The organism is Rhodococcus sp. IEGM 1381 (assembly GCF_030056795.1).
In the GTDB taxonomy this organism is placed as follows: Bacteria; Actinomycetota; Actinomycetes; order Mycobacteriales; family Mycobacteriaceae; genus Rhodococcoides.
The window spans coordinates 357,807-381,914 of record NZ_JASHKQ010000001.1 but is presented as its reverse complement, the minus strand read 5'-3'; the positions used below and the strand labels follow the sequence as shown (position 1 = coordinate 381,914).

Below are 24,108 nucleotides of genomic sequence, written 5' to 3'. Positions count from 1 at the left end.
GACGCTTTCGGCGATACAGTCCGAACATGAACGTTGTGCGCGCGATGCCCCTGCTCACGGTCACCGATCTCGATGCGACGCTGGACGCGTACGTCCAGGTCACCGGGATGGAGGTCGTGATGAACCACGGTTGGATCGCGACGCTCGCACCGTCAGGGGACAGCTCGGCGCAGCTGAGTCTGATCACGACCGATCCCACCGGGCCGGTGAACCCGTCGGCGTCGATCGAGGTGGACGATGTGGACTCGGCCTATCGTGCTGCAGTCGATGCAGACCTCGAAATCGTCTACGAGATCACCAACGAGGAATGGGGCGTGCGTCGATTCTTCTTCCGCGATGCGGGCGGCAATGTGGTGAACGTGCTCGCACACATGTGAGATCAGTTGGGGTGCAGCGAAGTTCCTCGTAGCACACCTCGAACGGTGCGGGTGGCGACGATGAACCAGGCCGCAACCAGTACGACGTACAGCAGTACGGCGAGGGCATGGACGGCGCCGAAATCGAGGGCATTACCGAGGGCAGTCGCTCCGGTGACGCAGGTGCCGAGGGGAAACGTGAACGACCACCACGTCAGGGAGAATCCCATGTTTCTGCGCGCCGCGTACACGGTGAGAGCAGCAGCGAGCGCGAACATCAGCGCGCCGAAGCCGCCCATGATCAGCCCGTAGCCGATGCCGAACACGTGTAATCCGACGGCGATCGACGCCTGTGAACCGGTGAACACCATCGACGCATCGGTGCCGAGTAGGTTTGCCGCAGTAATCGATTGACCGATCAGTCCCAGCGTGATCCACACGGTGGGAGCTGCGTCGACGGGTGGCAGGCCGCCGTGTAGCAAGCGTCCGTAGATCAGCGTCATGGTGAGCATCCCGACGATCAGCGACAGCCCGAACATCGCGTAGCAGGCGCACAGCAGCGCCAGCCGCCACTGGCCTTCGGGTACGTGGGGGAGCAGCAAGGCCCCGGTCGACGCCGACACCATCGGCGGGACGACGGGCATCAGCCATGCCGGGAGGGCGGCGACGTCGCGGTGGTCGGATGTGGTGATCATTCGATACGGAACGGCGACGCTGGTGAACAGACCCGCGAGCGTTCCCGTGATCCACAGGAGGGCGAACAGCGCGGTCGACGCGGTGGGTCCGAGCACATCCGCTCCGAGGAGACCGGCGCCTGCACCGACGGTCAGCAGTGCCATGGGCGGTGCTCCGTAGAACTGCACCATCACCGGGTGTCGCGCGTACTCGACGGCCCGGTCGCGATGCCCGATCCAGTGCAGCGCGAAGGCCCCGCCGATGACGACCAGCGCTGCAGCGGCGCAGACCCAGACAGTGACCGCGAAGATGTGCAGAGCCAGGAACTGCACCGGCAACGTCGCGGCAGCGGTGGCCACGATGCCGGTCCCCATCACTGCGGCGAACCAGTTGGGGGTGATGTGCTCGAAGTTTCGGCGATGCGGAAGGTGCTCGGTCGAGATAGCGGAGGGGACGGTCACGGTCATGTCTTCAGCCTGCGCGGTGCCGTGCCCGCTCGGTAGGCAGCAGTTCGGCCGGCAGCCATAACCCAGAGCTATGGCTGCAGGTGAGTCTTCGCCGCCACGGTGAGCAACTCTGCGGCCGGTCCGGTCGGGATACGACCGGACGGCCAGATGGCCATCAGCTCTCGGCGCAGCGTCAGCCCTGGGATCGGCACCTGGATCAGGGTGCCGGCGGCCAGCTCGGGTGCAACAGCCAGTGAGCTGAGAACGGCACCGCCGATTCCCGCGGCAACGGCCGACTTGATCGCCGTCGTCGACGAGACCTCGAGGAGCGGCGCCGTCGGTTGTCCGAGTCCCGCTGCTGCCAAGGCATTTTCGTAGGCCGAGCGCGTGCCCGAGCCCGTCTCTCGGGTGACGAGTGCGGTGGCGACGATCTCAGCGGCCGACGGTGGGGCCCCGACCCACGCGTGACCCGGCGGCACTACGAGTACCAACTCGTCGGTGGCCACGGTCATATGATCCAAAGATGTTGGGATGCTGGGGCTTTCGATGAAACCGATGCTCGCGTCGCCCGCCAACACCTTCTCGGCGACCACCGTGGAGTTACCCGAACTCAGCGTCGGCACGATGTGCGGCAGACGCGCATGCAGCGTGACCAGCCAGCGTGGCAGAAGATATTCAGCGACAGTCTGACTCGCAGCGATCTGCACGTGGCCGATGCGTTCGGCATGCAGCGCGGCGATCGCCGTCGCCAAGTCTTCTGCCGACCGGACGACCGGCGCTGCCCAACTTGCGACGAGCTCGCCGAACTCGGTCAGCACCGTTCCGCGTGCGCCCCGTTTCAGTAATGGCGCGCCGACACGACGCTCCAGCGCACGGATGCGGGAACTGGCCGCCGGCTGCGACATGCCGTGAGCTCGACCCGCTCGCCCGATACTGCCGAGCTCGGCCACCGACAGCAACAGATCGATGCTGGTGAGATCGGCAACGTGAGGGGGAAGCGGCACAGGGCGAGCCTACTTTCGTCAGTACTCGCTGAACAGGTCCAGCTCGCCGTCGGGTTCGGTGGTGTCCTCTATCTCTACTGTGTCCTCGGGGTCGTCAGGATCGCTACGCTCGTGCAGCACCGAGCCCACCAGCGCGGTGACGTCGATGGCTGCGGGATCGGGGATCGGATGGCCCTCGACGAAGGCGAGTCGCTCGGCCGACAGGTACGCCAGCCGCACCGCCTGCACGACGAGGACGCGTCGCAGGCCCTCGGAGACCTCTCCACGTTCACGAGTGACGGCGGCCAAGCGTGAAATGGTCTCGGCGCGGCGCGCGATACGGATGTCGGGGTGCCCGCGCTCGCGACGCGTCTGTTCGGAGATCAACGACCGGCGCAGCGACGCGGGGAGTGCGATGGGCTGCGAGACCGGCGGAATCTTCTCGTTGAGGATTGCTTTGTGTCGCGATCTGTCGATGGCCTCGAGGTAGGCCGTGTACTCGTGGGCATTGAGATCTTGCTCCGCAGCGCGGAATTGCTCTGCGCCATCGGACTTCTTGAGGTCCTCGTACTGCCACAGTGGCCAGATCTCGATCTCCGCGACCTCGAACACATCGAGCACCCGCATCGCGACGGCGTCGGTTCGCTGGTTGGTCAGATGTCGTTGCACTCGGACACTGAGCTTCTCTTTGGTCTGTCCCACATAGATCGGTTCGCCGTCGTAATCGTAGAACGCGTACACGCCCCACTTGGCTGCCGACCACACTCGACCCTGATCGTCCCTCTCGCTCAGCACTTCTCGCAGAGCGGTGCGAAAGGACTGCACGTCGTCCGCGGGCAGGGTGCTCTTTCGTGGCGCGACGGCCGACGCGCGCAGTGAGGACTTACCGTGACTGGACATGTACCGCAGCAGAATTCAGGGCAGTCGAGCTCACAAGAGATCCGGTAACAAGCGGCATCAGGTAGTGCTCGGCGAGCCACGCGACCACGGGAACGCACACCGCGTCGCCGAAACCGAAGAGCGCCTGATTGTTTCGCAGGCCATCGAGCGTGTAGTCGCCGGCACCCATCAGGCGGGCGTACTCCACCGGCGTCATCCAACGCACCTGCAAGCGGCCGTTCCCCATCTTGACGACGGCCTGCTTCGAGGAGCCGCCGCGGGCGGTACGCAAGCAGCCGGAGATGTCGTCGGGTCGCGCCTCCCACACCGCAACGCCGTTACGAGTACGACGGTAGGCGGTGCGGTAACTGACCTTGCGGGCCTTCTTCAGAATGTCGACGCGCTGCAACTGAATCGGCGACAACGACTGCACGAACGCTGCAGTGCGGGCGGCATCCCACCACCGCGAGTCTCGGTAGTCCATACGCTCGACCACATCACCGAGACCACTGGTCAACGGAATCGGTGGACTCGGTAGCGGTGCTCGATGCGTCAGCAACGTCGAATCGCCGTACACCGCCTGCAGCCAATCGGGCCGCAGTTCACTGTTGGGATCGCGGGCATCCTCGGGCGGATTCTGCGCACCGATCAAGAACAGGCGCGGACGTGACTGCGGGACGAAGCGTCGAGCATCGATGGTCAACACATCCACCGAGTAACCGAGTTCGTTGAGCTCCCGGACTGCCGCAGCCAGATCGTCTCCTCCGTGACTGGTGGCCAAGCCGACGACGTTCTCGAGCGCGACCACCTCCGGGCGCGCGTCACCGAGCTCACCGAGCACCCGGGTGAAATGTCGGAAGGTCGACGAGTTCTTGCCCGCGAGACCGGCCCGGCCACCGGCCAGCGACAGATCCGTGCACGGAAACGATGCCCATGCCAACGACAAGCCCTCGGGCAGATCGTGACCGCGAGTGGCAGCGACATCACCGAGCTGAAAATGGCCCGCATCGTCACCGAAGTGCTGGCGATACATCTGGTGCTTGTCACGCTCGATGTCGTTGGCCCACGACACCTCGAAGCCGGCCTGCTCCAGGCCCATTCGGACGAGACCGATGCCGGCGAAGAACTCTGCGACCGTGGGGATACCGTCGACCGAGGACGCCGAAGAACCACTCGGCACCACAGTCAACTTCGGCATGCACTCAGGCTAGTACAGACCCCCGACAGACTTGCTTATGCCGTTGTTGCCAGCGCCGCAGCCAAGCCGAATGCAACCGCCAGCAGGCACACATGCGATGCTGCCCGGCCCAGTGAGTGCTCCGCGGTGGATCGGTGCGCGGCGGCGCTGGGCAACCACGTCCGGCGGATTCGGTGGGCCACCGCGACGAGGATCGCGGTGATCAAAACCTTGGCGAGAACGATTCGGCCGTAACCGGTCTCGACCGCTGCGGCGATGTTGTCCAGCTTGAGGACCGCGTCCAGCACGCCGGTGCCGGCGACTGCGAGTACGCACCAGAAGGCAATCCTGGAGTAGACCGGCAGCAGCGTCGCCCAGGCGGACTTGCTCCGCAGACTCAGCGCCATCGCACCGAGAACGCCGAGCCACACCGATGCGAACAACACATGCACCGCAACGGCAACGGAGCCGAACGCAAACTGAGACATGTGGCCGGTGATCGGGCGCGCGACCAGGGCGAGGGACGCCAACACGATCACCGGAATCGGAGACCAGTCTGCCTCGCGTCGATAGCCGGCCACTCCGATGGCGCACAGGGCGAGCGCAAGAAGCACCGTCGCCGTTCCCAGTCGACCGACGGAGATCTCGGCCGCGAACGAGGTGAATGCGCTCGGCGACAACGTCAACGGAGTGCGACCGGCAGAATCTGCAGCGGCTGCGATGAGCAGAACGAACTCGGCAACCGCCCACAGGCCCGACAGGTAGCCGATCGCACGCCACATCACCAGCGAGTCCACGGCGGGGCGTCGGGAATCGGAATTGCCGTCCATGACAGCGAGAACGCCGAACCCCAACACCACCGAACCCGAAGCCACCGCGACCACCCGCAGCCACGACGACCCGCCGGGAAAGGTGGGGTACGCCAACGCGAACGCGGCCGCGACCCCCACCAACGACGCGGCTGCGGCGGCGAGCACGAGCCGAACGCTTCTCTCGCTCACCGCAGCCACGTCGGTCCTACTTCCTGGTCTTCGGCTTACGCAGGGCGAACCCCAACGCGCCTGCGAAGGCCAGAACCGCAACGACGATGAGCACGATGTGCCCGTAGCCGCCGAGGAACCCGTCCTCGGACTCTCCCGAGGTGCCCGACGCGTCGGCCGGTGCCCCGGGCGTTCCCGAACCCTCCTGAGTCAGCGTGAACGTCGCAGTGCCGCTCACCGGATGACCGTCGGCCGAGGTGATGCGATAGGCCAGGGTGTAATCGCCGGTCGGTCCCAGCTCGCCGACATCGACGACGACACTCTGGCCCTCGATGCGGGCGTCGCCCTTCGACCAGATGTTGCCGTCGGGTCCGACGACGTTGAGCGTGGCGAACTGCGACTGCGGTACCTCGTTGAACGTCACCGCGGCCGTGGCCGGAGACGAATCGAGGGACGAGCCGTCGGCCGGGCTGTATCCGGTGACCTGCGAGTGCGCCGACGCAATGGGGGCGGCGATCAGCAGCATCAACAGCGCCACGACCAATGCCCTCGCAGAAAAGACCAGTGCCTTCGCAGAAAAGACCAGCGCCCTCACGAGCGCCGGGCCCGGATCGTTGCGCCGATGCCGAGGCCTGCGCCGACGGCCCCGAGCACCAGACCGACGCCGGCGAGCCAGCGGGCCGTGTTGTCCGAAGAAGACGCCTGCGTCGACGCCTCGGCGGTCTGGGTGGTCGCCGACTCGGCGCCACCGTGCGCTTCGCCGCTGGCCGCGGCGAGAGTCAGAGTGGGCGCCGGCAATTCGGGTTCGCTGCCGTCCTGCGCCATGGGCTCGTTCCACTCGACGACCTCACCGTCGGTGTAGGTCTGCGTGGCCGGGAACGAGACGGTCTCCTCCTCGGGCAGGGGGCCCGCCGAGAGCAGGAACTGCTGGAACTGGCCGGGGCCGACCTCGGCGCCGGGGTTCGCCGTCCACGTCACCGACACCGCGAGATCGGCCGAGTCCTTCTCGACGGTGGACGTCCAACCCGGGATGGGCTGCGTACGAGCAGAATTGAGGCCCGGCAGGGTGACCTTGACCGAACTGGTCGAGGCGGTGTCGGACTCGGTGGGAACACGGAACGTCAGAACCGAGTAGCCGCCCTGCTCGGCGTCGGGAGCGGAGACGACGACGTGTGCCGATGCTGCGCCTGCGCCGATCAGCAACGCACCGACGGTGGCCCCGGAGACGAACAGGGCACGGGAAAGAGAGCTCTTCATGGGTATTGGGTCATTTCTGTGTAGAGAAGTGCGGAAAGGGATGTCGGTCAGTACGCCGACCGCGAGTGGAGCCCGCGGAACGAGTAGATCGACATCGGGGGCCCGCGACGAGAAATGGCCCAGTCCACTGCGGTGCCGTGCACCGACGGCATCGCCACGGAGAATCGGACGCGACCGACGGCGGAACCGTCGGGCAGGGGAGTGAGGAGTGCGAGAACGGCGCGGACGATGGATGTGATCGGTCCGTAGAGGCGTTCGGCGGCGGCGATCAACAGTGCGGCGACCACCGACGCGGCCGCGTGGAAGGCAATCATCGCTGTGCTGGGTAGTAGCGAGTGGCTGTGCAGCGGACCACCCGACATGCCGGACATGTCGCGCAGGCTCAGTGCCATGTGGGCGAGAAGTTGGCCGCCCATCAAGGCCGGGAGCAGTACCGTCGACCGTCTCGGTACTGCCGTCATGGCACCGACACCGATGCTGACGACGACCAGCATAGCGAGGGCGGCTCCGTCGGGATAACCGCCGCCGGCGATGCCGTGCGCGGCCACCGCGAGCGCCGCGGTGACGCTACCGACAGCTCCGCCACGAAGCGGGGCGGCAGAGCTGTCGGTCATCGGTTGTCAGGGGTCAGCGCACGCCGAGGCGGGCCAGAAGATCGGCTTCGATGCCGTCGAGCTCTGCGGAGATGGCCGCGTGGGCGGTCTTGCGGCGAGCGGGCGGCATCTGCTCCGACGCACGCACAGCGGTGGTCAGATCGTCCAGGCGCTCGCTGATGGCGGCCCCGAAACTCTTGGTCTCGGGATCGGAGTGGCGCGCACCGATGGTGCTCAGCGACTTCTCCGCCCCGGCGATGCGGGCACTGAGCTTGCCACCGTGGCCGGTGTACTCACTGAGCTGATCCGGCGCGACACCCATCTGTTGCGCCTTGCGGCTGTCCAGCTGCCCCCGGACGACGGTGGCCGCGCGGTAGGCGATCGGCGCGAGCACCGGCAACAGCAGCCGAGCGATGCCGAGGTATTTACGGATCTGCGCCACATTCAGCGTGCCCTGAGCGGCAGCCTTCTGCTGTGCCCGTAGCGCCGACACCTGCGCCTTCTCGACATTCTTCTGCGACTTCGCCTCCACTGCGCTGAGCTTGCTCTGCGCCTTGGCGATCGACTTCAACTGCTTGCGCTCGTTCTTCGCGCCGAGCTTCGCTTCCAGAGTGGCCTTGTGCTTGAGAGCCTTGGCCTCTGCCTTGCGAGTGGCACGACCCTTACGCTTACGGAACAAACCCATCGACAAGGCTCCTGACATGTACTGCTCGGCGGAAACGGTGCGTTTCACACAGCCTATCGGGTCATTCCGCAGGCTCCACTCCTGCCTAACGGGCGCTGATCTGTGCAGGCTGTCGGAGGGCTGACCTAGTGTCTTGAAGTGTGAACGGTCAACGAGGTGCCTCGGTGTCATCTCTCGAGCTGTCATCTCCTGTGCTGCTCGACGCCGGATCGTTGACGCGTTGCCGTCATCGGCTCTATCTCGATACCGCCTACGGATCGTTGCTGCGCGGCGAGCCCGAGAATCCGGGCGTCCGCCAGCGCCGGGAAGCAGCGCAGGCGCACCGCGAGAACACCCGCACGCAGTTGGCCGTGGAAGATCCGATGGAGTGGACCGAAATCGACGAGCCGACGGCTCGTGCTGCGGCCGAGGCCACAGTCGCGGCCTGCCGGGCCGGAGTCGAGCGGATATGGAACGCGGTGCTGCCTCTCGAGCGCGATACCGGTCGGCGTGGCCGTAGCGAACTCCTGGTGCGCGACGCGGCGGGCGGATACATCCCGGTGATCGTCGTCAACCACAAGGTCACCGATCCGGGACGCGGCGCCCGAACCACACCGCTGACGCACTGGGCCCCGGCCGTCGACGAGACCCGGAAGGTGCGCAGCCAGTTGCGCGACCAGCTTCGGCTCGCCCACCTGTACCGCATGCTGGCCCACGAGGGATTGGAAACGAACGCGCCCGTCGGCGGCGCAGTGGGCTACCGCGGCGACTGCATGCTGGTCCACGATCTGACAACGGTGCTCGGCGAATACGACACGCGCTTCGCAGACCGGCTCGCCGTGGCCCGGGGTAGTGCGTTCACCGTTCCCTCGCAGGTGAGTGAATGTCGTTCGTGTGCTTGGTGGTTCGACTGCAAGCCGCAGTTGGTCGCCGTTCGTGACGTCTCACTCGTCGCGTCGGGTTCGCGGGCAGACGTGCTTCGCGCTGCGGGTGTGCGCACCATCGACGAGTTGGCGCAGTGGACCGGTCCGGCTCCCGAGGAGTGGCCGTTCGGAAACTTCGACGACGCGGTGTCCGCGGCGCTGGCCTGGCGAGCCGACGTACCCCTGTTGCGGCGCTCCGAGACCGTCTCGGTGCACCGCGCCGACGTCGAGGTGGACGTCGACATGGAGAGCTACCAGGAACACGGCGCGTACCTGTGGGGCACGTTGCTCACCGAAGCGGGCGGCCCGCCGCCGACGTATCGGGGCTTCGTCACCTGGGATCCGCTACCTACGGTCGACGAGGGCCGCTCGTTCGCGGTGTTCTGGAACTGGTTGATGGCGACGCGGGCGGATGCGGCTGCACGCGGTAAAACGTTTGCGGCGTATTGCTATTCGCGTCAAGCCGAGGACAAGTGGTTACTCGATTCGGCCCGTCGATTCGCGGACGTCCCCGGGGTGCCCACCGAGGCGCAGATTCGCGAATTCATCGACAGTGAGCAGTGGGTGGACGTCTATCAGGCCGTGAGCGATCAATTCATCTGCCCGAACGGCAAGGGACTGAAGAAGATTGCGCCCGTGGCGGGGTTCGCGTGGCGCGACGACGAGGCCGGCGGGGAGGCGTCGATGGGGTGGTACCGAGAAGCCGTCGGCTATGACGCGGAGCCCGATCACACCCAACGCGAGCGGCTACTCGTCTACAACGAAGACGACGTGCTGGCGACAAAAGTGTTGCGCGAGTGGATGACCGACCGCGCCGAGCAGGAAATCCCCACCGTGGCGGACCTACGCGCCCGAGCGTGACCCCGCCTGGAGAAGCGGGGCCACGCGGAGGGGCAGTGATTAACGCGGTGCCATGCGGATTGCGCCGTCCATACGGATGGTCTCGCCGTTGAGGTAGTCGTGCTCGGCGATCATCTGGACGAGCTGGGCGTACTCGCTGGGCTGAGCCAGGCGCGACGGGAACGGCACCGACGCCTCGAGACCCTGACGGTATTCCTCGGTAACGCCGGCCAGCATCGGCGTGTCGACGATGCCGGGCGCGATGGTGTTGACGCGGATGCCGACCTGGGCCAGGTCGCGGGCCGCGGTGATGGTCATCGCGTGCACGCCACCCTTCGAGGCGGTGTAGGCGATCTGGCCGATCTGGCCCTCGAACGCGGCCACCGATGCGGTGTTGATGACGACGCCGCGCTGGCCTGCCTCGTCCACGGTCGACTGCGACTGCATCCGGTTCGCGGCCAGCCGCATCACGTTGAACGTGCCGAGCAGGTTGATGGTGATGACGGTGCGGAACAGCTCGAGGTCGTGCGGTCCCTTCTTGGACAGGATGCGACCGGCCCAGCCGACGCCCGCGCAGTTGACGACGATGCGCAGCGGCACACCGGATTCGACGATGGTGTCCAGTGCGGCCTCGACCTCGGCTTCGCTGGTGACGTCCGCGGGCAGCAGGGTCACCCCGGCCGGGACGCTGTCTCCGGCGCGCTCGATGGACTGCGGCAGGTCGAGGCCGAACACGGTGACCCCCGCGGCGGCCAGACGTGCGGCCGTTGCCGCTCCGAGGCCGGACGCCCCACCGGTGACAACTGCTGCTGTTCCTGAAATCTCCACGTCGTACGATCCCCTTCGCTCACGGTGGCGGGCCACGGCACAGGCTGCGACCTCGTAGTCGCTTGCACCATAACCGGCGGGTCACCTCACCCACCCTCAGGCACCCTGAAGGGGGCCTACTTGATCCCGCTGCGCGCGAATCCGGCGATGAAGTACTTCTGGAAGAACAGGAACAGGAGCGCCATCGGCACGACGTTGATCAGCGCGAACGCCATCGTGGCACCGTAGTCGCTGTTCGCCTGGCCCTGCAGGTACAGCAGGCCGATCGGCAGCGTGAACAGCCCGTTCTCCCGCAGCGCGATCAGCGGCCACGCGAAGTCGTTCCACGATTGCAGCAGGCTCATGAAGGCGAGGACGGCGATCAAGGGCCCCGACAAGGGCAGCACGACGCGTCGGAAGATCTGCCAGTGCCCGGCACCGTCCAGGCGAGCCGCCTCGAGCAGCTCACGCGGAATGCCGAGCATGAACTGGCGCGCGAGGAACAGCCCGAACGCCGAGGCCGAACTCGGCAGGATCACCGCCCAGTACGTGCCGTACAGGCCGAGCCCGACGACGATGCGGAACAGCGCCACCATGATCACCTGCACCGGCAGCACCAAGGTAGCCAGCGCGATGAAGAACAACGGCGTAGAGAATCGGAACTTCAAGTGCGCGAACGCATATCCCGCCAGCAGACTCGTGACCACGGTGATGATCGTGACCACGACGGCAATGGCGATCGAGTTGCCGAGCCACGTCGCGACCGGGAACGAGTCGAAGACGCGGGTGAAGTTCTCCCACGTCACCTGCCGGGGCCACAACCGGAGCTCGCCGCCGCCCAACAACTCGCCGCGGGTCGAGAACGCTACGGCGAGCATCCAGTACAGCGGCGCGACGGTGATCAGGCCGATGACGGCGATGATCACGGTGCGGAGCACCAGTGCCCGGCGAGCGGACGCGTTTCTCGGCCCGCTCATTCGACCAGATCCTTCGTTCGGCTCGCGCGCCACTGGGCGGCGGCGAAGGTGAGTGCGAACAGGAAGAGCACCATGCCGATCGACGCGGCGTAACCCTGATCGCGGGTGACGAAGCCCGTCTCGTAGGCGTACGTGACCAGCACCGACGTCGCCCCGCCCGGTCCGCCGCCGGTGAGGACGAAGACCAGATCGAACACCTGGAACGAGTAGATGACGTTGAGCACCAGTAGGAAGAACGAGGTGGGACCCAGCAGCGGCACCGTCACGTTGCGGAAGCGTTGGAATGCGTTCGCGCCGTCCAGCCGGGCGGCCTCGTACAGATCCGGCCCGAGACCTTGGAGCCCGGCCAGATAGATCAGCATGTTCAACCCGGTGCGCCACCACACCGTGGCGATGACGATCGACGCGAAAGCCGGCCCCGGAGAGGACTGCCAATCGATGGCAGGCAGCCCGAGGAAACCGATCAGATTGTTGAGTACGCCCGAGTTCTGGTCGAACACCAGAATGCCGATCAGTCCGGTCGCCACGCCCGAGACAGCCATCGGCAGGATCACCAGCGAGCGCCACAGCGGACGGGCAGGCAACGCGGAATTGAGCAGTACCGCGGCGATCAGACCGAACAGCATCGACAGCGGGGTGACCAGCGCGGTGAACAGCAGCGTGTTTATCAATGCCCGCCAGAACAGCGGATCATCCACCAGCCGTGCGTAATTGGCTGCACCGACGAATTCCCCGGCACCGAATCCGTCCGTCTGCTGCAGGCTGACCACGAACGCGGCAACGAGAGGAACGAGCACGAAGACGGCCAGCAGCGCGTAGCTGGGGGCCAGAAATCCCGCGGCCGCGAACGCCTCTTTCCTGGCCCCGGCGCGCTTTGTCTTGGTTTCCGCGGCTTTGGTGCTCGATGCGACCGTCATGCGCCGGTTACCCCGGCGATCTCACTCTGCAATGCCGACACCGTGGCTGCGGCATCTTGCGAGCCCGCGAACGCGAGATCGAGCTGCTCCTTCAGAACCGGGATGATGCCCGACATCGACGGTGATGCCACCTGGGCCGCATCCTGCGGCTGCACAGTGGTCGCCTGCGCCGCGAAGATCGGGGCCAGCTCCGAGCGGATATCGAATTCGAGGTCGGAGTTGAGCAGATCGGTGCGTGTCGGCAGCAGCGACGCGGCCTTGCAGAAATTACGCATCTGCTCTTGCTGGGTGACGAACTCGAGGAACGACGCCGCCAGCTCGGGCTGTGAGGTCTGCGACGTCGCGACGAGTGCGTTGCCGCCGAAGTCGCTGCCGCCCCGGCGATCTCGTGGTGCGAAGGTAGCCGTCCAATCGAAACTGGCCGTGGCATCGGCGTCGGGCAATTGGAACGCACCCGACCACACCATCGCCACCGACTGCGAGAACCACGCTTCGCTGGCGTAACTCGACGACGCGATGGTGTTGTTGGCCGGCACGTAGCCCTTCGAGAAGAAGGACGACGAGAATTCGACGGCCCGACGAGCCTCGTCGGAGTCGATCAGCGGCGTCTTCTGGTCCTCTGCCAGGAACGATCCGCCGGCCTGGAACAGCAGACTCAGCCAGCGGGTGACACCGTTGCCCTGCCAGTTGTAGGCCCACGGATACTTGTCGGCCGGCAGCGAGGAACGCAGTCGATCCCCGATCGATGACAGCTCGTCCCACGTCCAGGCATCGTCCAGAGTTGTCGGAACCGAGTCGATACCGGCCTGCGACAACAGGTTACGGTTGACCAGAATCGCCGACGTGTCGGTGTGGTGCGGCAGGCCGTAGGGAATTCCGCCGTTCTGTACCGCAGCCCATGCCGTCGGCGTGAACTGATCCCGCGTGTCCGACGCCAACAGCGGCGACAGATCCAGCAGTTGGCCGCGGCCGGCATATGCGCCGAACGTGTAGTACGGGACGCGGAAGATGTCGGGCGGATTGCCCGCCTGCAGCTGGGCGTCGATGTTGGTGAACATCTGCTCGTACGGCACCGCGTTGAGGGTGATCGTCGACCCGGGATTGGCCGCTTCGAATGCGCTGATCGAGGCTCGGAAGCCGGCCAGCTCGGCGTCGGTGCCCCACGTGGTGAACGTCAGCGTGCCCTCGGCCTGCTGCGACGGGCTGGACTTGACGAAGCCGCACCCGGCCAACAGCAGCGGCACCGCGGCGGCACCGGATCCGATCAGGAACGATCGACGATCGAGAGGCATGGCGGGCTCCATTCGGCGGCTGTACAGACCTACTGGTTCGCCGAAGAATAACCACCACCGTCTCGGTCCAAACCCGGCGTTCAGCTGCTGATTCGACCGGTCTCGTCGTACTCGATTCGCTGTGCGTTGTCGCCGAGGTCGTCGAGCAGAACGGTGGCCGCGACCGGGCGTCCTGGAGGCAGGAGCCGGACCGTCACGGACCCGGCCTCGGCACCGTCGAGGCTGTTCGACGCGGCGGCCACGATGCGGTCGCGGGCGTCGTCGTCCAGCGCAGCCGGTGCTCGGTCGTCGAGCATCATCACCTCGACCCCTCGGGCTCGGGCAGATCTCGCGGCGCGAGCGAGGTTCGATCGCATCAGACCGCGGGCGCGCAGGGAGTCGCGGAGTTCGGCCTCGAGCAACACGCACGCGAGGATCTCCTCGTCGGTGGGATCGGGACCGTCGGCGATGCGCTGAAGCAGCGGACGGGCCAACGCGTCGAGACTGGCCAGACGCGCGTCTCGTTCCTCGAGGACGGCGGCCGCGGCGGCCTGGGACGCGATGCGCACCGTGGACTGCGTGCGCAACTCGAAGATGGCTGCGGCCAAGGGTCGGATAGTGAAGGCGAAGAACGTCGACATCAGCAGCGGCGCGGCGTTGATCGCGCTGAACGAGAGCCCGTACAGCGCCCCCTGGCCCGTCAAGGCCGCCCACCCGATGGCCACGGACATGGTCAGCACCAGCCCGAGCCACGCGGCCAGTGTGCGACCGCGGACGCACATGAAGGTGTAGATCACCACGGACATCCCCAACGGCCAGGTCTGCAGGCTTCCGGTCAGTGGTACCGGCAGTACCGAGAAGACGAAGGTCGCGGCGACCGGACCCGATGCGGTCAGCAATGCTGTCGAGCGAACCCCCAATGGATCGCCCGGAGCGCCGAGCAGCAGGGTGACGGCGCCCGCGAACAGGAGAACCGCCGCACACGGTGGCCACACCGAGGACACGCCGTCGAGCGTCGCGCCGGCGCACACGGCACACGCGAGAACGAAGAATACCGCGACGGCATATGCGGCCGTCGACTTCATCGACAGCAGGTCGCGAATGTCCTGACCGTTCATCGTGTCCACCTCAGTTGGACGGTGGTGCCGGCGGCTGAGGATTGGATGTCGGCCGATCCGCCGTCGAGCTGACGCATCCTGCCTTCGATACTGACGGCGACGCCCAGTCGGTGCGGCGGCACCGAGCGTCGATCGAAACCAACACCGTCGTCACGAACGGTGACCTGCAGAGACGACGGGCCCACGCGGGCAATGATCGATCGGTTCGACGAACGAGCATGAATTCGACTGTTGCGCAGCGCCTCTGCAAGAGCTGCAGCGATGGATCGGACGACGTCGGCGGGGTAGTCCTCCGATCGTTCGAGCTCTTCCGCGTGCACGGTGAATTCGATCGACTCGTCGACCGTCGTTGCGGCGGAACGAAGCTGAGCGAGAGCCTCGTCCGCCGAGAAACTGTCGGTGACGGTACCGGTGGTCAGATCGTCCAGATGGGCAAGCGCCGATCGGGCCTGGCGGGCCAGACTCGGGGTGCGGCCATGGCGCGCGACGGCGAGCAGCGAGGACATGACCTCGTCGTGGATCAACGCGTCGAACCGCTCACGCTCGACCTCGCGCGCGGAGGCCGCTGCTGCCCGCGCCGCGTCGTTGTGTGCTTCGGAGATGGTGGCGTCGAGAATGCGTCCGGTGCGTACCGCGGCGAGTGTGGCCGCCACGAACACCGTGCAGAACATCATCGCGAAGAAGATCTCCGCGACGATGTTGCTGCGGGGGAATGGTTCTCGCAGCGCCTGATTGGTGAGCTGAACGAGAACGACGCCGACCGTCATGTGGACGAACGCCGGAACGGGACGCCACACTGTGGCAGCGGCGAGCGCGGCAAGGCCGGGGAACGCCGCGAGAAATGTCCCGGCCTGATCGAAGGCGATGCCGTCCCAGGCGAACCACCACAGGAGGGCCATGATCGGGAATGCCGACGCCGCAACCGAACCGGCGATCCTGATAACAGTGATGCTGGGATGAAAGGTGGAGGCTCCGAACGCGAAACCGCTGCCGAACACGACCACCACGGTGACCGGGGTCCACCAACCGGGAACTACTTCGCTACTGCGCCCGATATCGGGAATCAACAGCAGCAGATAGATGAGATAGCCGGTACCGACGAAACGGCCGAAGATTCTGATCAGTCGATCCGTCGAACGATGCGCCGCGTCGGCACCGGCCACCTGCTGCTCGTCGTCCATTTCACCCCTCCGAGGGAGGAGTGTAAACCAAGGTCAGGCGTCTTCGGTGGTGGTCTGCTGCTCGATCTCGTGCGACCCGCCGGAGCCGGAGGACTCGGTGCGGGACGCCCTGGCGCGAAGCACCGCGACGATGACGGCGGAGATCGCCACGACGACTGCTGCTGCGATGTACGGCGCGGATGTACCCGGCATCAGGCCCTCGAAGAACAGGACGGCACCGAAGACGAAGAACAGGATCGCTGCCCCGTACTGAATCATGCGCTCCGGCAGGTGCTTTCCGAGAACCGCACCGACCACGATGGCAAGCGCATCGGCCGCGACCATGCCGATCGTCGAGCCGATCCAGACGCCGACCCAGTCGTTGTCGGCAGCGAGGGTGACGGTCGCCAGCATCGTCTTGTCGCCCAGCTCGGCGAGGAAGAAGGCCGACGCGATCGCCAGGAAGGCGGACTTGGTTACGCGGGAGGCCTTCGCGCCTTCGTCGTCGGACAACGTGTCACCGCGCAGTGTCCAGAGTCCGAAGATGACGAATGCGATGCCGCCGACGATCGATATCGCCTCGGTGGGGATCGACACTCCGAGGAAGTGGCCGACCGCGACGGACCCGAGGTGCACGACGGTGGTAGCGACCGTGATACCGCCGATGACGACGTACCACTTGTAGCGCAGGGCGAATGTCATGGCCATGAGCTGGGATTTGTCACCCAGCTCGGCCACAAAAATGACAGCGAAACTCAACAACAGTGCGGACAGCACAGCAGACTCCTCGGTCGTCGAACGGACCGAAGGTCTCGCCCACCGGGGGTACCGGTTCAGGTGCCGGGTCGCAGTTTTACGACCAGTATGTCGACACGTTGATTGGGGGCTACTCCCCTTCGCTGCCGACGACTCTAAGTGCCGTTTCGCGAATTGTCCAATGCGCCAATAAGTTTGGGCACCCGAAAAATGGTGTGCGGGGAGCGGTCAGGAGGCGAGAAGCATGGCCAAAACTGCGGTGTCGGGATCGCTGATCGGATCGAGGCCGACCCGACTGACCATCGACGTCACGGTGCCGTCGGATTCGGCTTCCACCCACGCAGCCCGGTGATCGAGGCCGAGATGCGGAAGACCCGGCAGCAGAACGCAACCGGACGCAGCGCCGGCACACTCCGGCAGTGAGGGCGTCGTCTCCGACGGCGGATGCAGCATCAGCAATGCGGCCGGCTGACGGGCCGAGAACCGTCCGGGAGCCAGCGCGAAATCGCCGATAACGGGCCCCTCGGCGACCACCAGGCCGACCGTCCCTGGCTCGGGATCTTCGGGCAACTCCTCCCGCACCCCGAACACCGTCGACGTCGCCAACAGACCCGGCATCGACGCAACCCGAACGGCCAGCGCCAGAAACTGGGCCCACTCCTTGGTGGTGTCCGGCCAACGGCCGGAGATCACGAACCCGCGTAGCAGACCGGCGGCGTGAAAAGGCGAGACTCCGATGAGATTTCGATCGTCCATTGCGCATCCCTCCCAGACAGGTACGAGGCAGAAGCCGGGTACACGACGTTGGGTAAGGAGAAGGATGACCCGAAAACGGCTGGCACACAGGATGGGGAGAGTGCCAGCCGGATTTCGAAACGCGAGAGGGCCGGTGCACAGTTACGCACCGGCCCTCTCGTGACGAGATGACTACGGGAAGATCAGACCCGGGGTCTTCGACGTGGCGGCCTCGAAACGAGCCTGGACGTCGGCCCAGTTGACGACGTTCCAGAACGCCTTCACGTAATCGGCCTTGACGTTCTTGTACTGCAGGTAGAAGGCATGCTCCCACATGTCGACCTGGAGCAGCGGGATGATGCCGAGCGGCACGTTGGCCTGCTGATCGTAGAGCTGGAAGGTGAGGAGCTTCTTGCCCAGCGAGTCGTAGCCCAGCACGGCCCAGCCGGAGCCCTGCAGGCCGTTTGCGGCAGCGGTGAACTGTGCGCGGAACTTGTCGAACGAACCGAACTGGTCGTCGATCGCGGCACCGAGCTCACCCTCGGGCTTGTCGCCACCGTTGGGCGAAAGGTTCTTCCACCAGATGGAGTGGTTGACGTGGCCACCGAGGTGGAATGCGAGGTTCTTCTCGTGCAGGAAGATGGCTGCGTGGTCGTCGTTGTCGCGCGCTGCGGCGAGCTTCTCGACCGCGGTGTTCGCGCCCGCTACATAGGTGGCGTGGTGCTTGGAATGGTGCAGCTCGTTGATCTCGCCCGAGATGTGCGGCTCGAGGGCGGAGTAATCGAAATCAAGGTCGGGCAAGGTGTACTCGGACACGTGGTTCCCTTCTCTAGCGACGCCGTACCCATCGCGTGATGCGGGCACGTTCGTCCTACTGCGGATCTTTCGTAGGGTTCAACCCAATCTCATTCGTACCCCTTGTGCAACCGTTGTAACCGAGATGCTTTTCTCGGAATAAATTCACGTGAACAAGACAACGGAATTCGGGGCTGCGAATTCGCTCCGAATATCACGAAACAGTTGCGGAGCGGGTCTGGATTGGTCCTGAAGTTGAACGGAACCTAAACTCGCGGGTGTGGAAGGGGACCGACCGAGCCGAAATACGGTCGAGGACTCCGCCGTCGTAGAGCCGGTTACCGCCCCTCGAGTTCAGATGAACGGTGCCGACCTCCTTCGCGTCATCGCCGTTTTCGCAGTCCTGTACTCACACATTTCGTTCTATCTGATCGACGACATCGGCGGTGGCTGGTGGGTGATCGACCTGGTCAACACCATCCTCATCGAGAACGCGGGACTGAACCTGCACCTGTCCTTCGTCGGCGTCAGTATGTTCATGCTGCTCACCGGCCTGCTGATCACCCGATCGGCGATGCGGCACTCGCGTCGGGACTTCATGGTCGCGCGTCTCGCCCGCTTGATCCCTGCACTCTGGTTCGCCGTCGCACTGGCGGTCATCCTCGTCAAGCTCGGCCTCAACGGGATGTTCAGCGGTCAACCCGGAATCACCAACGGCGAGGCTGTGCTCAGCTTTTTCCTCGGCGGCTTCTTTCTTCGACCCGAAGTCGCCGTCCTCGGGGTCACCTGGACGCTCGTCGTGCAAATAGTGTTCTACCTCTACTGCGTTGCCATGCGCGGGCCGCTGCGCACCCGGCCCATCGTGGTGCCGCTGGTCGGAGCCGCACTGTGCGCCGTGGTCATCGCCTACAACCTCTACCTGCCGCAGCCCTACACAATCCCGTTCCTGACGAAGGTCGCGGGCGTACTACCGACCCTCTTCCTCGGCCAGATCATCTATCTCGGCTGGGCGAAACTGGTCGACTGGCGATGGGTGGTCCTCGGTGTCATCGCGCAGATCGAAGTCATCAGACTCTCCATCGACGTCCACACCTTCTGGATGGGCGACACCTACCTGTGGACCCTGCTGGTCATCACCGGAACCGTCCTGATCCTGGCCCGATACGACGGCCCCGTCACCCGCTGGCCCGTCGTCCACTGGATCGGCACGCGTAGCTACGCGATCTATCTGATCCACACTCTTGTGCTCTACCGCATCTACGCCACCGTCGAACCGCACCTGGGCCCCAGCGCCGCCGTGCTGGCCTTCCTCGCCGGCACGGCGGTACTCGCCGAAATCATGTACCGCTGGATCGAACTGCCCGCGGCTCGACACATCAGCTCGACCTACGCACGCCTCCGTGCTCGATCCGCAGCCTGACCCGACGCCCCCTGGGTACTCAATGTGACATCTAGTGACCTTTTCGGGGGTCGATGTCACGTCGAGTGGACTCCGGGTGGGGCGATCGGGGCGGGCTACAGCTGCGGGAGAACCTCGGAGGCGACGAGTTCGAGGTGATCGAGATCGGTGAGGTCCATGGTCTGCAGGTACACCCGGGTGGCTCCGACGGCTCCGAAGCTGCCGATCTTGTCGACCAGTTCGGCGGGGCTACCTGCGGCACCGTTCTCGCGTAACTCCGATACCTCACGGCCGATGGCAGCGGCGCGTCGAGCGATGTCTTCTTCGGTGCGGCCGCAGCACAGTACGAGGGCATTGGAGTAGACGAGGGAGTCCGGATCGCGGTCGGCGGCTGCGCAGGCCGCGCGGACGCGACCGAACTGGGTCTCGGTGTCGGCCAGCGAGGCGAAGGGGATGTTGAATTCGTCGGCGTACTTCGCAGCGAGTGCCGGAGTGCGCTTCTTTCCGCCGCCACCGATGACGATGGGCGGGTGCGGGGTCTGCACCGGCTTCGGGAGCGCGGGGGAGCCCGTGACGGGGTAGTGCTTCCCGTCGTACGAGAACGTTTTGCCGACGGGGGTGTCCCAGAGTCCGGTGATGACGGCGAGTTGCTCTTCGAGCCGGTCGAAACGCTCACCGAGCGGCGGGAACGGGATGCCGTAGGCCTTGTGCTCGTCCTCGAACCAGCCGGCACCGAGGCCGAGGTCGACGCGGCCGCCGCTCATGGCGTCGACCTGCGCGACGCTGATGGCCAGTGGTCCCGGGTAGCGGAAGGTGGCCGAGGTGACGAGTGTGCCGAGCCGAATGGTCGACGTCTCGCGGGCCAGGCCTGCCAGCGTGATCCAGGCGTCGGTGGGCCCGGGACCGCCGTCGCCGCTCATCGCGAGGTAGTGGTCGGATCGGAAGAATGCGCCGTAGCCGAATTCCTCGGCTGCCTTCGCAACGCGGAGAAGGTCGTCGTACGTGGCACCTTGTTGCGGTTCGGTGAAGATGCGCAGTTCTACGGAAGTCATGTTCGCCAGCCTAAACAGCGAACACACGGGGCGCAGACGGTCGCTGTGTCAAATCACCATCGATCCACAACCTGCGTTGGTATTCGGTACACCGCGAGACCGGCTCGGCGCTCTGACCTGTGGATAGAAACCGGCACAGGCCCCGATTCTGTGCATCAACCTGTGGATACTGTGGATAACTTCTGTGACGTGAGTGACGCAGGTCATAGCGTCACGTCAGTCGAGTGGTCGGGACACGGGTGGCAGCCCCGCGCGAAGCCGTGACAAGATCGAGGAGTGTCTCACCCCGAGCAGCCGCCCGCCGTCACCGTCGACCGACTCCCGGTGCCGTTTCCCGAGACGGCACTACTGCTCGACGTACGTGAACCCGAGGAGTGGCAGGCCGGACACGCGCCTGAAGCCGTCCACATCCCGATGAGCGACATCCCGTCTCGCACCGGTGAGATCGACAATCAATCCGAGGTCTACGTCGTCTGCAAAGCCGGTGCTCGGTCGGCCCGCGTCGTCGAATACCTGAATCGAGTGGGTTTCGAGGCGATCAACGTCGACGGTGGGATGCTCGCCTGGCAGGCCGCAGGTCGACCGATCGAGCGCGACGACAACTCCCACGAACCGAGAATCATCTAGATGACGGCACCGCGGGGACGCGCACAGGCGTTCCAGGTCTGTGCCCGCTGCAGCACTCGCTGGGCGGTCGGTGCACGGCCGGGCACGTGGTGCCCGCGCTGCCATGGCGTCCTGCTCTCGCCGGTATCGACCCAGGCACCTGCGCAGGGCCGACGAAACTTCCGCTGGGTCGCACGCCCAGCGACGTCGCGCTCGACATCCACTCGCAAGACTCGAACCGCAGCCCCGACGCCGACGCCGCACTATGATTCGACGCCTCCCTGGGGCTTGCGTGACATCCCGCGCGATCCGGCGGCGAACCGGCCGGTGGGACGCGTCGAGCAGTACGCCGCGAACGCGCAATTGCTCGTCGTCGTCACCGCGCTGCTGCTGGCTCTCGGCGCGTTCGCCGAGGCGTTTCGCTACGGAATTCTGCTGTACAACCGCACCCGACTTCTCTCGCCGATCACCCTGGCCGTATCCGACGCGTTGGTGTATTTCGCTCAGGTGGGTTCGCTCGTCGTCGGCCTGTTCGCTCTCGTCGGGTCGTCTTGCTGGTTGATCCGGCAACGTCGACTCGCTTTCGCCGCCGCTGGCGCGACCGATCCGCGATCGGTGCGGTGGATGCTGCTGTTGTCGATGCTGCCGCTCGTGCGCATCGTCATGCCCGGTGTGTACCTGACCGAGCTGGCCCGACTGCGCGGTGACACCGAGGCCGACGTGCACCGCGAGCTGTCTCTGGTGCGCATCTGGTGGGGTGTCTGGGCCGCGAGCAACGCACTGGTGGTCGTCCAACTGTTGTGGAATCTGCAGGGCAGCCTGCAAGCCCGGGCCGATGGAGTTCTCCTGGCGGCGGTCGTCGCGGCAGTAGCTGCGGGTTCGGCCGTGCTCACCCTGGCGGTGATGCGACGATTCGAGGGCCGCACGCTGCGCGGATCGGCCCTGGCACGACCTACCCGATGGGTCATGGCCACCGGCACCGCGAGCCCGAAGGACGAGCCTGCCGATCGCGAGCCCGATGCAGTGACGGCGTCGTGAGTCCCGATCGCCGCGGCCCGCTCGTCGTCGCACATCGCGGTGCTTCGGCGGCCAAGAAGGAACACACCCTCGCGGCGTACGACCTGGCGCTGCGTGAGGGAGCAGACGGTGTCGAGTGCGATGTACGGCTGACCAAGGACGGTCATATCGTGTGCGTGCACGATCGTCGTGTCGACAGAACCTCGAACGGCACCGGGATCGTCAGCGAGATGAATTTCGCCGACCTCGCCGCGCTCGACTACGGCGAACCCGACGAACCCGCCGAACTCTTGACGCTGCACGATCTCATCGCTCTCGTGCTGGATTGGAGCAGCAAGCCGGTCAAGCTGTTCATCGAAACCAAGCATCCAGTGCGCTACGGCTCGCTGATCGAGAGCGCGGTACTCGAGGAGCTGCACAAGTTCGGCATCGGTGCGCCCGCATCGGCAGACCACTCGCGAGCGGTCATCATGTCGTTCGCGCCGTCGGCGGTCTGGCGTGTGCGGCGCTCTGCCCCGATGCTCCCGACGGTGCTGCTGGGCGACAGCTCGCACTACCTCGGCGGAGGAGCGGCGACGACCGTCGGTGCCACCGCGGTCGGGCCGTCCATTCGTGCGCTGCGCGAGCACCCGAGCATCATCGACCGCGCCGCCGCGTCGGGCCGGGCGAGTTACGTGTGGACCGTCGACGAGAAAGAGGACGTGGACCTGTGCCGCAGACTCGGTGTCGGATGGATCGCCACCAACCACCCCGGCCGAACGCGAGCCTGGCTCGAATCGAAGAACGTGTAGGTTTTCGGGCGTGGGTAAGAGCAAGAGAAACAGTGGACCGAAGCAGGACAGCAACCGAGCGGCGAAGCTGGCGCAGCGCGAGGCAGAACGCGCGAGCATCGAATCGGCACCGACTCGCCCGTTCGAGGGCCTGGCCGCTGAATGCGACCTGGTAGCCCTGCGGGAGTTCGTGCCGTCGGCGACGGCCACCGCGCCTATCACCGTGGACGGCCGCACGATCACGCTGGCGACGGTGCTCCCCGGAGCCGTCGCCGCGCTGGTGCGCGAAGAAGCGGGCACCGTCGAGGGATTTGTCGGCCTGCAGGTACAGACGCAGTCGAAAGACGTTGCCGCAGATATCAGTAGCGCTCTGCGCTGGGTCTCGACGGCCCCCGCCGGTGAGTCCTTGGAAGCCGCGAAGGTGGACGAGAACACGCCCGCGTTGACCGATGTGCTCGACGCGTCCGCGCTGCTCGAGATCACCGTCCATCAGGACTTCAACTGGTGGATCCCCGAAAGTGCCACTCCTGCAGCCGATGTGATTGCCACCGTGGAACGTGCGAATCAGGCGATCATGCCGTCGGCACGGATCGAAGCGGACGGCGTCGTCGCGGCCTGGTGGGTGGATGCGGGCGACAAGGCGCACATCCGGTGGGTTCGACCGGAGAGCGAAGACGATGTGATGCTCGCTCTCGCGCGGCTGCACGCTGCGGGCGATCTGCACCTGGGCGAGGGATCGCGCTACGCCGGTTCGTTCCGTACACACGGATTGCTGGTGCCGGTGTTCGATCTCGATCCCGAGATGCACCCCACCGAATGGGCCGCGCCCACAAAGGAATTCGGAGAGAAGCTGAGTGAAGCTCTCGCCGTCGACGCGCCGCTCACTGCAGCGCAGCTGCGCTCACGTGATGGCCTGCGCGGTCGTCAGGTCACGTTGCGCTGACGGAACCCGGCC

The 24,108-nt window shown here is 65.7% G+C and carries 26 protein-coding genes; 7 read left to right on the top strand and 19 right to left on the bottom strand.

What is annotated here, in order from left to right:
• The first annotated feature begins 26 nt into the window (after positions 1 to 26).
• A complete protein-coding gene (locus QM797_RS01835) occupies positions 27 to 377 on the top strand; it encodes a VOC family protein (RefSeq protein ID WP_283273418.1) in 351 nt (116 codons plus the stop codon).
• A 2-nt stretch (positions 378 to 379) separates the two neighbouring features.
• Here QM797_RS01835 and QM797_RS01830 read toward each other — a convergent pair whose 3' ends face one another.
• The 9 genes from QM797_RS01830 to QM797_RS01790 form a co-directional block, all read right to left on the bottom strand.
• A complete protein-coding gene (locus QM797_RS01830; RefSeq protein WP_283273417.1) occupies positions 380 to 1,498 on the bottom strand; it encodes a TDT family transporter in 1,119 nt (372 codons plus the stop codon).
• A gap of 68 nt (positions 1,499 to 1,566) precedes the next feature.
• Complete coding sequence (locus QM797_RS01825; protein WP_283273416.1) at positions 1,567 to 2,481, bottom strand: LysR family transcriptional regulator; 915 nt, start codon at positions 2,479 to 2,481, stop codon at positions 1,567 to 1,569.
• Between the two features lie 18 nt (positions 2,482 to 2,499).
• Positions 2,500 to 3,360, bottom strand: a complete 861-nt coding sequence (locus tag QM797_RS01820) for a GIY-YIG nuclease family protein (protein WP_283273415.1) — start codon at positions 3,358 to 3,360, stop codon at positions 2,500 to 2,502.
• Complete coding sequence (locus QM797_RS01815) at positions 3,344 to 4,537, bottom strand: DNA cytosine methyltransferase (protein WP_283273414.1); 1,194 nt, start codon at positions 4,535 to 4,537, stop codon at positions 3,344 to 3,346. Before QM797_RS01815 ends, QM797_RS01820 begins: the two co-directional genes overlap by 17 nt.
• A 35-nt stretch (positions 4,538 to 4,572) precedes the next feature.
• Positions 4,573 to 5,517 (bottom strand): CopD family protein, encoded by a 945-nt coding sequence (locus QM797_RS01810; protein WP_283273413.1) that lies wholly within the window; start codon positions 5,515 to 5,517, stop codon positions 4,573 to 4,575.
• A gap of 16 nt (positions 5,518 to 5,533) precedes the next feature.
• Entirely contained in the window at positions 5,534 to 6,022 is a 489-nt protein-coding gene (locus QM797_RS01805) for a copper resistance CopC family protein (protein ID WP_283275243.1), read from the bottom strand.
• Positions 6,023 to 6,087: 65 nt separating this feature from the next.
• The gene (locus tag QM797_RS01800) at positions 6,088 to 6,753 is read right to left on the bottom strand and encodes a YcnI family copper-binding membrane protein (protein ID WP_283273412.1); all 666 of its coding nucleotides are present in this window, start codon (positions 6,751 to 6,753) and stop codon (positions 6,088 to 6,090) included.
• A 47-nt stretch (positions 6,754 to 6,800) separates the two neighbouring features.
• Positions 6,801 to 7,367, bottom strand: a complete 567-nt coding sequence (locus QM797_RS01795) for a hypothetical protein (RefSeq protein ID WP_283273411.1) — start codon at positions 7,365 to 7,367, stop codon at positions 6,801 to 6,803.
• Between the two features lie 13 nt (positions 7,368 to 7,380).
• Positions 7,381 to 8,031: a DUF6474 family protein gene (locus tag QM797_RS01790; protein WP_269601689.1), complete on the bottom strand. Its 651-nt coding sequence runs from the start codon at positions 8,029 to 8,031 to the stop codon at positions 7,381 to 7,383.
• Between the two features lie 194 nt (positions 8,032 to 8,225).
• Between QM797_RS01790 and QM797_RS01785 the strand changes: the two genes are divergently transcribed.
• A complete protein-coding gene (locus QM797_RS01785; RefSeq protein WP_283275242.1) occupies positions 8,226 to 9,794 on the top strand; it encodes a TM0106 family RecB-like putative nuclease in 1,569 nt (522 codons plus the stop codon).
• Positions 9,795 to 9,833: 39 nt separating this feature from the next.
• On the opposite strand, the gene QM797_RS01780 is transcribed toward QM797_RS01785, so the two are convergent.
• The 9 genes from QM797_RS01780 to QM797_RS01740 all read right to left on the bottom strand — a co-directional run bounded on the left by QM797_RS01780 (position 9,834) and on the right by QM797_RS01740 (position 18,330).
• Positions 9,834 to 10,601: an SDR family NAD(P)-dependent oxidoreductase gene (locus tag QM797_RS01780; protein ID WP_283273410.1), complete on the bottom strand. Its 768-nt coding sequence runs from the start codon at positions 10,599 to 10,601 to the stop codon at positions 9,834 to 9,836.
• Between the two features lie 116 nt (positions 10,602 to 10,717).
• On the bottom strand, positions 10,718 to 11,557 hold the full coding sequence (locus tag QM797_RS01775) for a carbohydrate ABC transporter permease (protein ID WP_283273409.1): 840 nt from the start codon (positions 11,555 to 11,557) through the stop codon (positions 10,718 to 10,720).
• Positions 11,554 to 12,474: a carbohydrate ABC transporter permease gene (locus tag QM797_RS01770; RefSeq protein WP_283273408.1), complete on the bottom strand. Its 921-nt coding sequence runs from the start codon at positions 12,472 to 12,474 to the stop codon at positions 11,554 to 11,556. The genes QM797_RS01775 and QM797_RS01770 overlap by 4 nt, the downstream gene beginning before the upstream one ends.
• Positions 12,471 to 13,766, bottom strand: a complete 1,296-nt coding sequence (locus tag QM797_RS01765; RefSeq protein WP_283273407.1) for an ABC transporter substrate-binding protein — start codon at positions 13,764 to 13,766, stop codon at positions 12,471 to 12,473. Before QM797_RS01765 ends, QM797_RS01770 begins: the two co-directional genes overlap by 4 nt.
• A gap of 80 nt (positions 13,767 to 13,846) precedes the next feature.
• On the bottom strand, positions 13,847 to 14,863 hold the full coding sequence (locus QM797_RS01760; protein ID WP_283273406.1) for a DUF8320 family protein: 1,017 nt from the start codon (positions 14,861 to 14,863) through the stop codon (positions 13,847 to 13,849).
• Positions 14,860 to 16,044 carry a sensor histidine kinase gene (locus tag QM797_RS01755; RefSeq protein ID WP_283273405.1) on the bottom strand — a complete coding sequence of 395 codons (1,185 nt, stop codon included), beginning with the start codon at positions 16,042 to 16,044 and terminating at the stop codon, positions 14,860 to 14,862. The genes QM797_RS01760 and QM797_RS01755 overlap by 4 nt, the downstream gene beginning before the upstream one ends.
• A 33-nt stretch (positions 16,045 to 16,077) precedes the next feature.
• Positions 16,078 to 16,800, bottom strand: coding sequence for a TMEM165/GDT1 family protein (locus tag QM797_RS01750; RefSeq protein ID WP_283273404.1), 723 nt, complete (start codon positions 16,798 to 16,800; stop codon positions 16,078 to 16,080).
• 207 nt (positions 16,801 to 17,007) lie between these two features.
• Entirely contained in the window at positions 17,008 to 17,535 is a 528-nt protein-coding gene (locus QM797_RS01745; RefSeq protein WP_032380926.1) for a hypothetical protein, read from the bottom strand.
• A gap of 171 nt (positions 17,536 to 17,706) precedes the next feature.
• Entirely contained in the window at positions 17,707 to 18,330 is a 624-nt protein-coding gene (locus tag QM797_RS01740) for a superoxide dismutase (protein ID WP_283273403.1), read from the bottom strand.
• A 337-nt stretch (positions 18,331 to 18,667) separates the two neighbouring features.
• Here QM797_RS01740 and QM797_RS01735 point away from each other — a divergent pair, with 337 nt between their 5' ends.
• Positions 18,668 to 19,729, top strand: a complete 1,062-nt coding sequence (locus QM797_RS01735; RefSeq protein ID WP_283273402.1) for an acyltransferase family protein — start codon at positions 18,668 to 18,670, stop codon at positions 19,727 to 19,729.
• A 95-nt stretch (positions 19,730 to 19,824) separates the two neighbouring features.
• Here QM797_RS01735 and QM797_RS01730 read toward each other — a convergent pair whose 3' ends face one another.
• Positions 19,825 to 20,760: an LLM class F420-dependent oxidoreductase gene (locus QM797_RS01730; RefSeq protein WP_283273401.1), complete on the bottom strand. Its 936-nt coding sequence runs from the start codon at positions 20,758 to 20,760 to the stop codon at positions 19,825 to 19,827.
• 276 nt (positions 20,761 to 21,036) lie between these two features.
• Here QM797_RS01730 and QM797_RS01725 point away from each other — a divergent pair, with 276 nt between their 5' ends.
• From QM797_RS01725 to QM797_RS01710, 4 genes are read left to right on the top strand one after another with little or no spacing between them, the layout of a single operon-like run.
• Positions 21,037 to 21,387 (top strand): rhodanese-like domain-containing protein, encoded by a 351-nt coding sequence (locus tag QM797_RS01725; RefSeq protein ID WP_502942249.1) that lies wholly within the window; start codon positions 21,037 to 21,039, stop codon positions 21,385 to 21,387.
• The gene (locus tag QM797_RS01720) at positions 21,388 to 22,404 is read left to right on the top strand and encodes a DUF4328 domain-containing protein (protein ID WP_283273400.1); all 1,017 of its coding nucleotides are present in this window, start codon (positions 21,388 to 21,390) and stop codon (positions 22,402 to 22,404) included.
• Complete coding sequence (locus QM797_RS01715) at positions 22,401 to 23,174, top strand: glycerophosphodiester phosphodiesterase (protein ID WP_283273399.1); 774 nt, start codon at positions 22,401 to 22,403, stop codon at positions 23,172 to 23,174. Before QM797_RS01720 ends, QM797_RS01715 begins: the two co-directional genes overlap by 4 nt.
• Positions 23,175 to 23,184: 10 nt before the next feature.
• The gene (locus QM797_RS01710) at positions 23,185 to 24,096 is read left to right on the top strand and encodes a DUF5926 family protein (RefSeq protein WP_283273398.1); all 912 of its coding nucleotides are present in this window, start codon (positions 23,185 to 23,187) and stop codon (positions 24,094 to 24,096) included.
• The last annotated feature ends 12 nt before the right edge of the window (positions 24,097 to 24,108 follow it).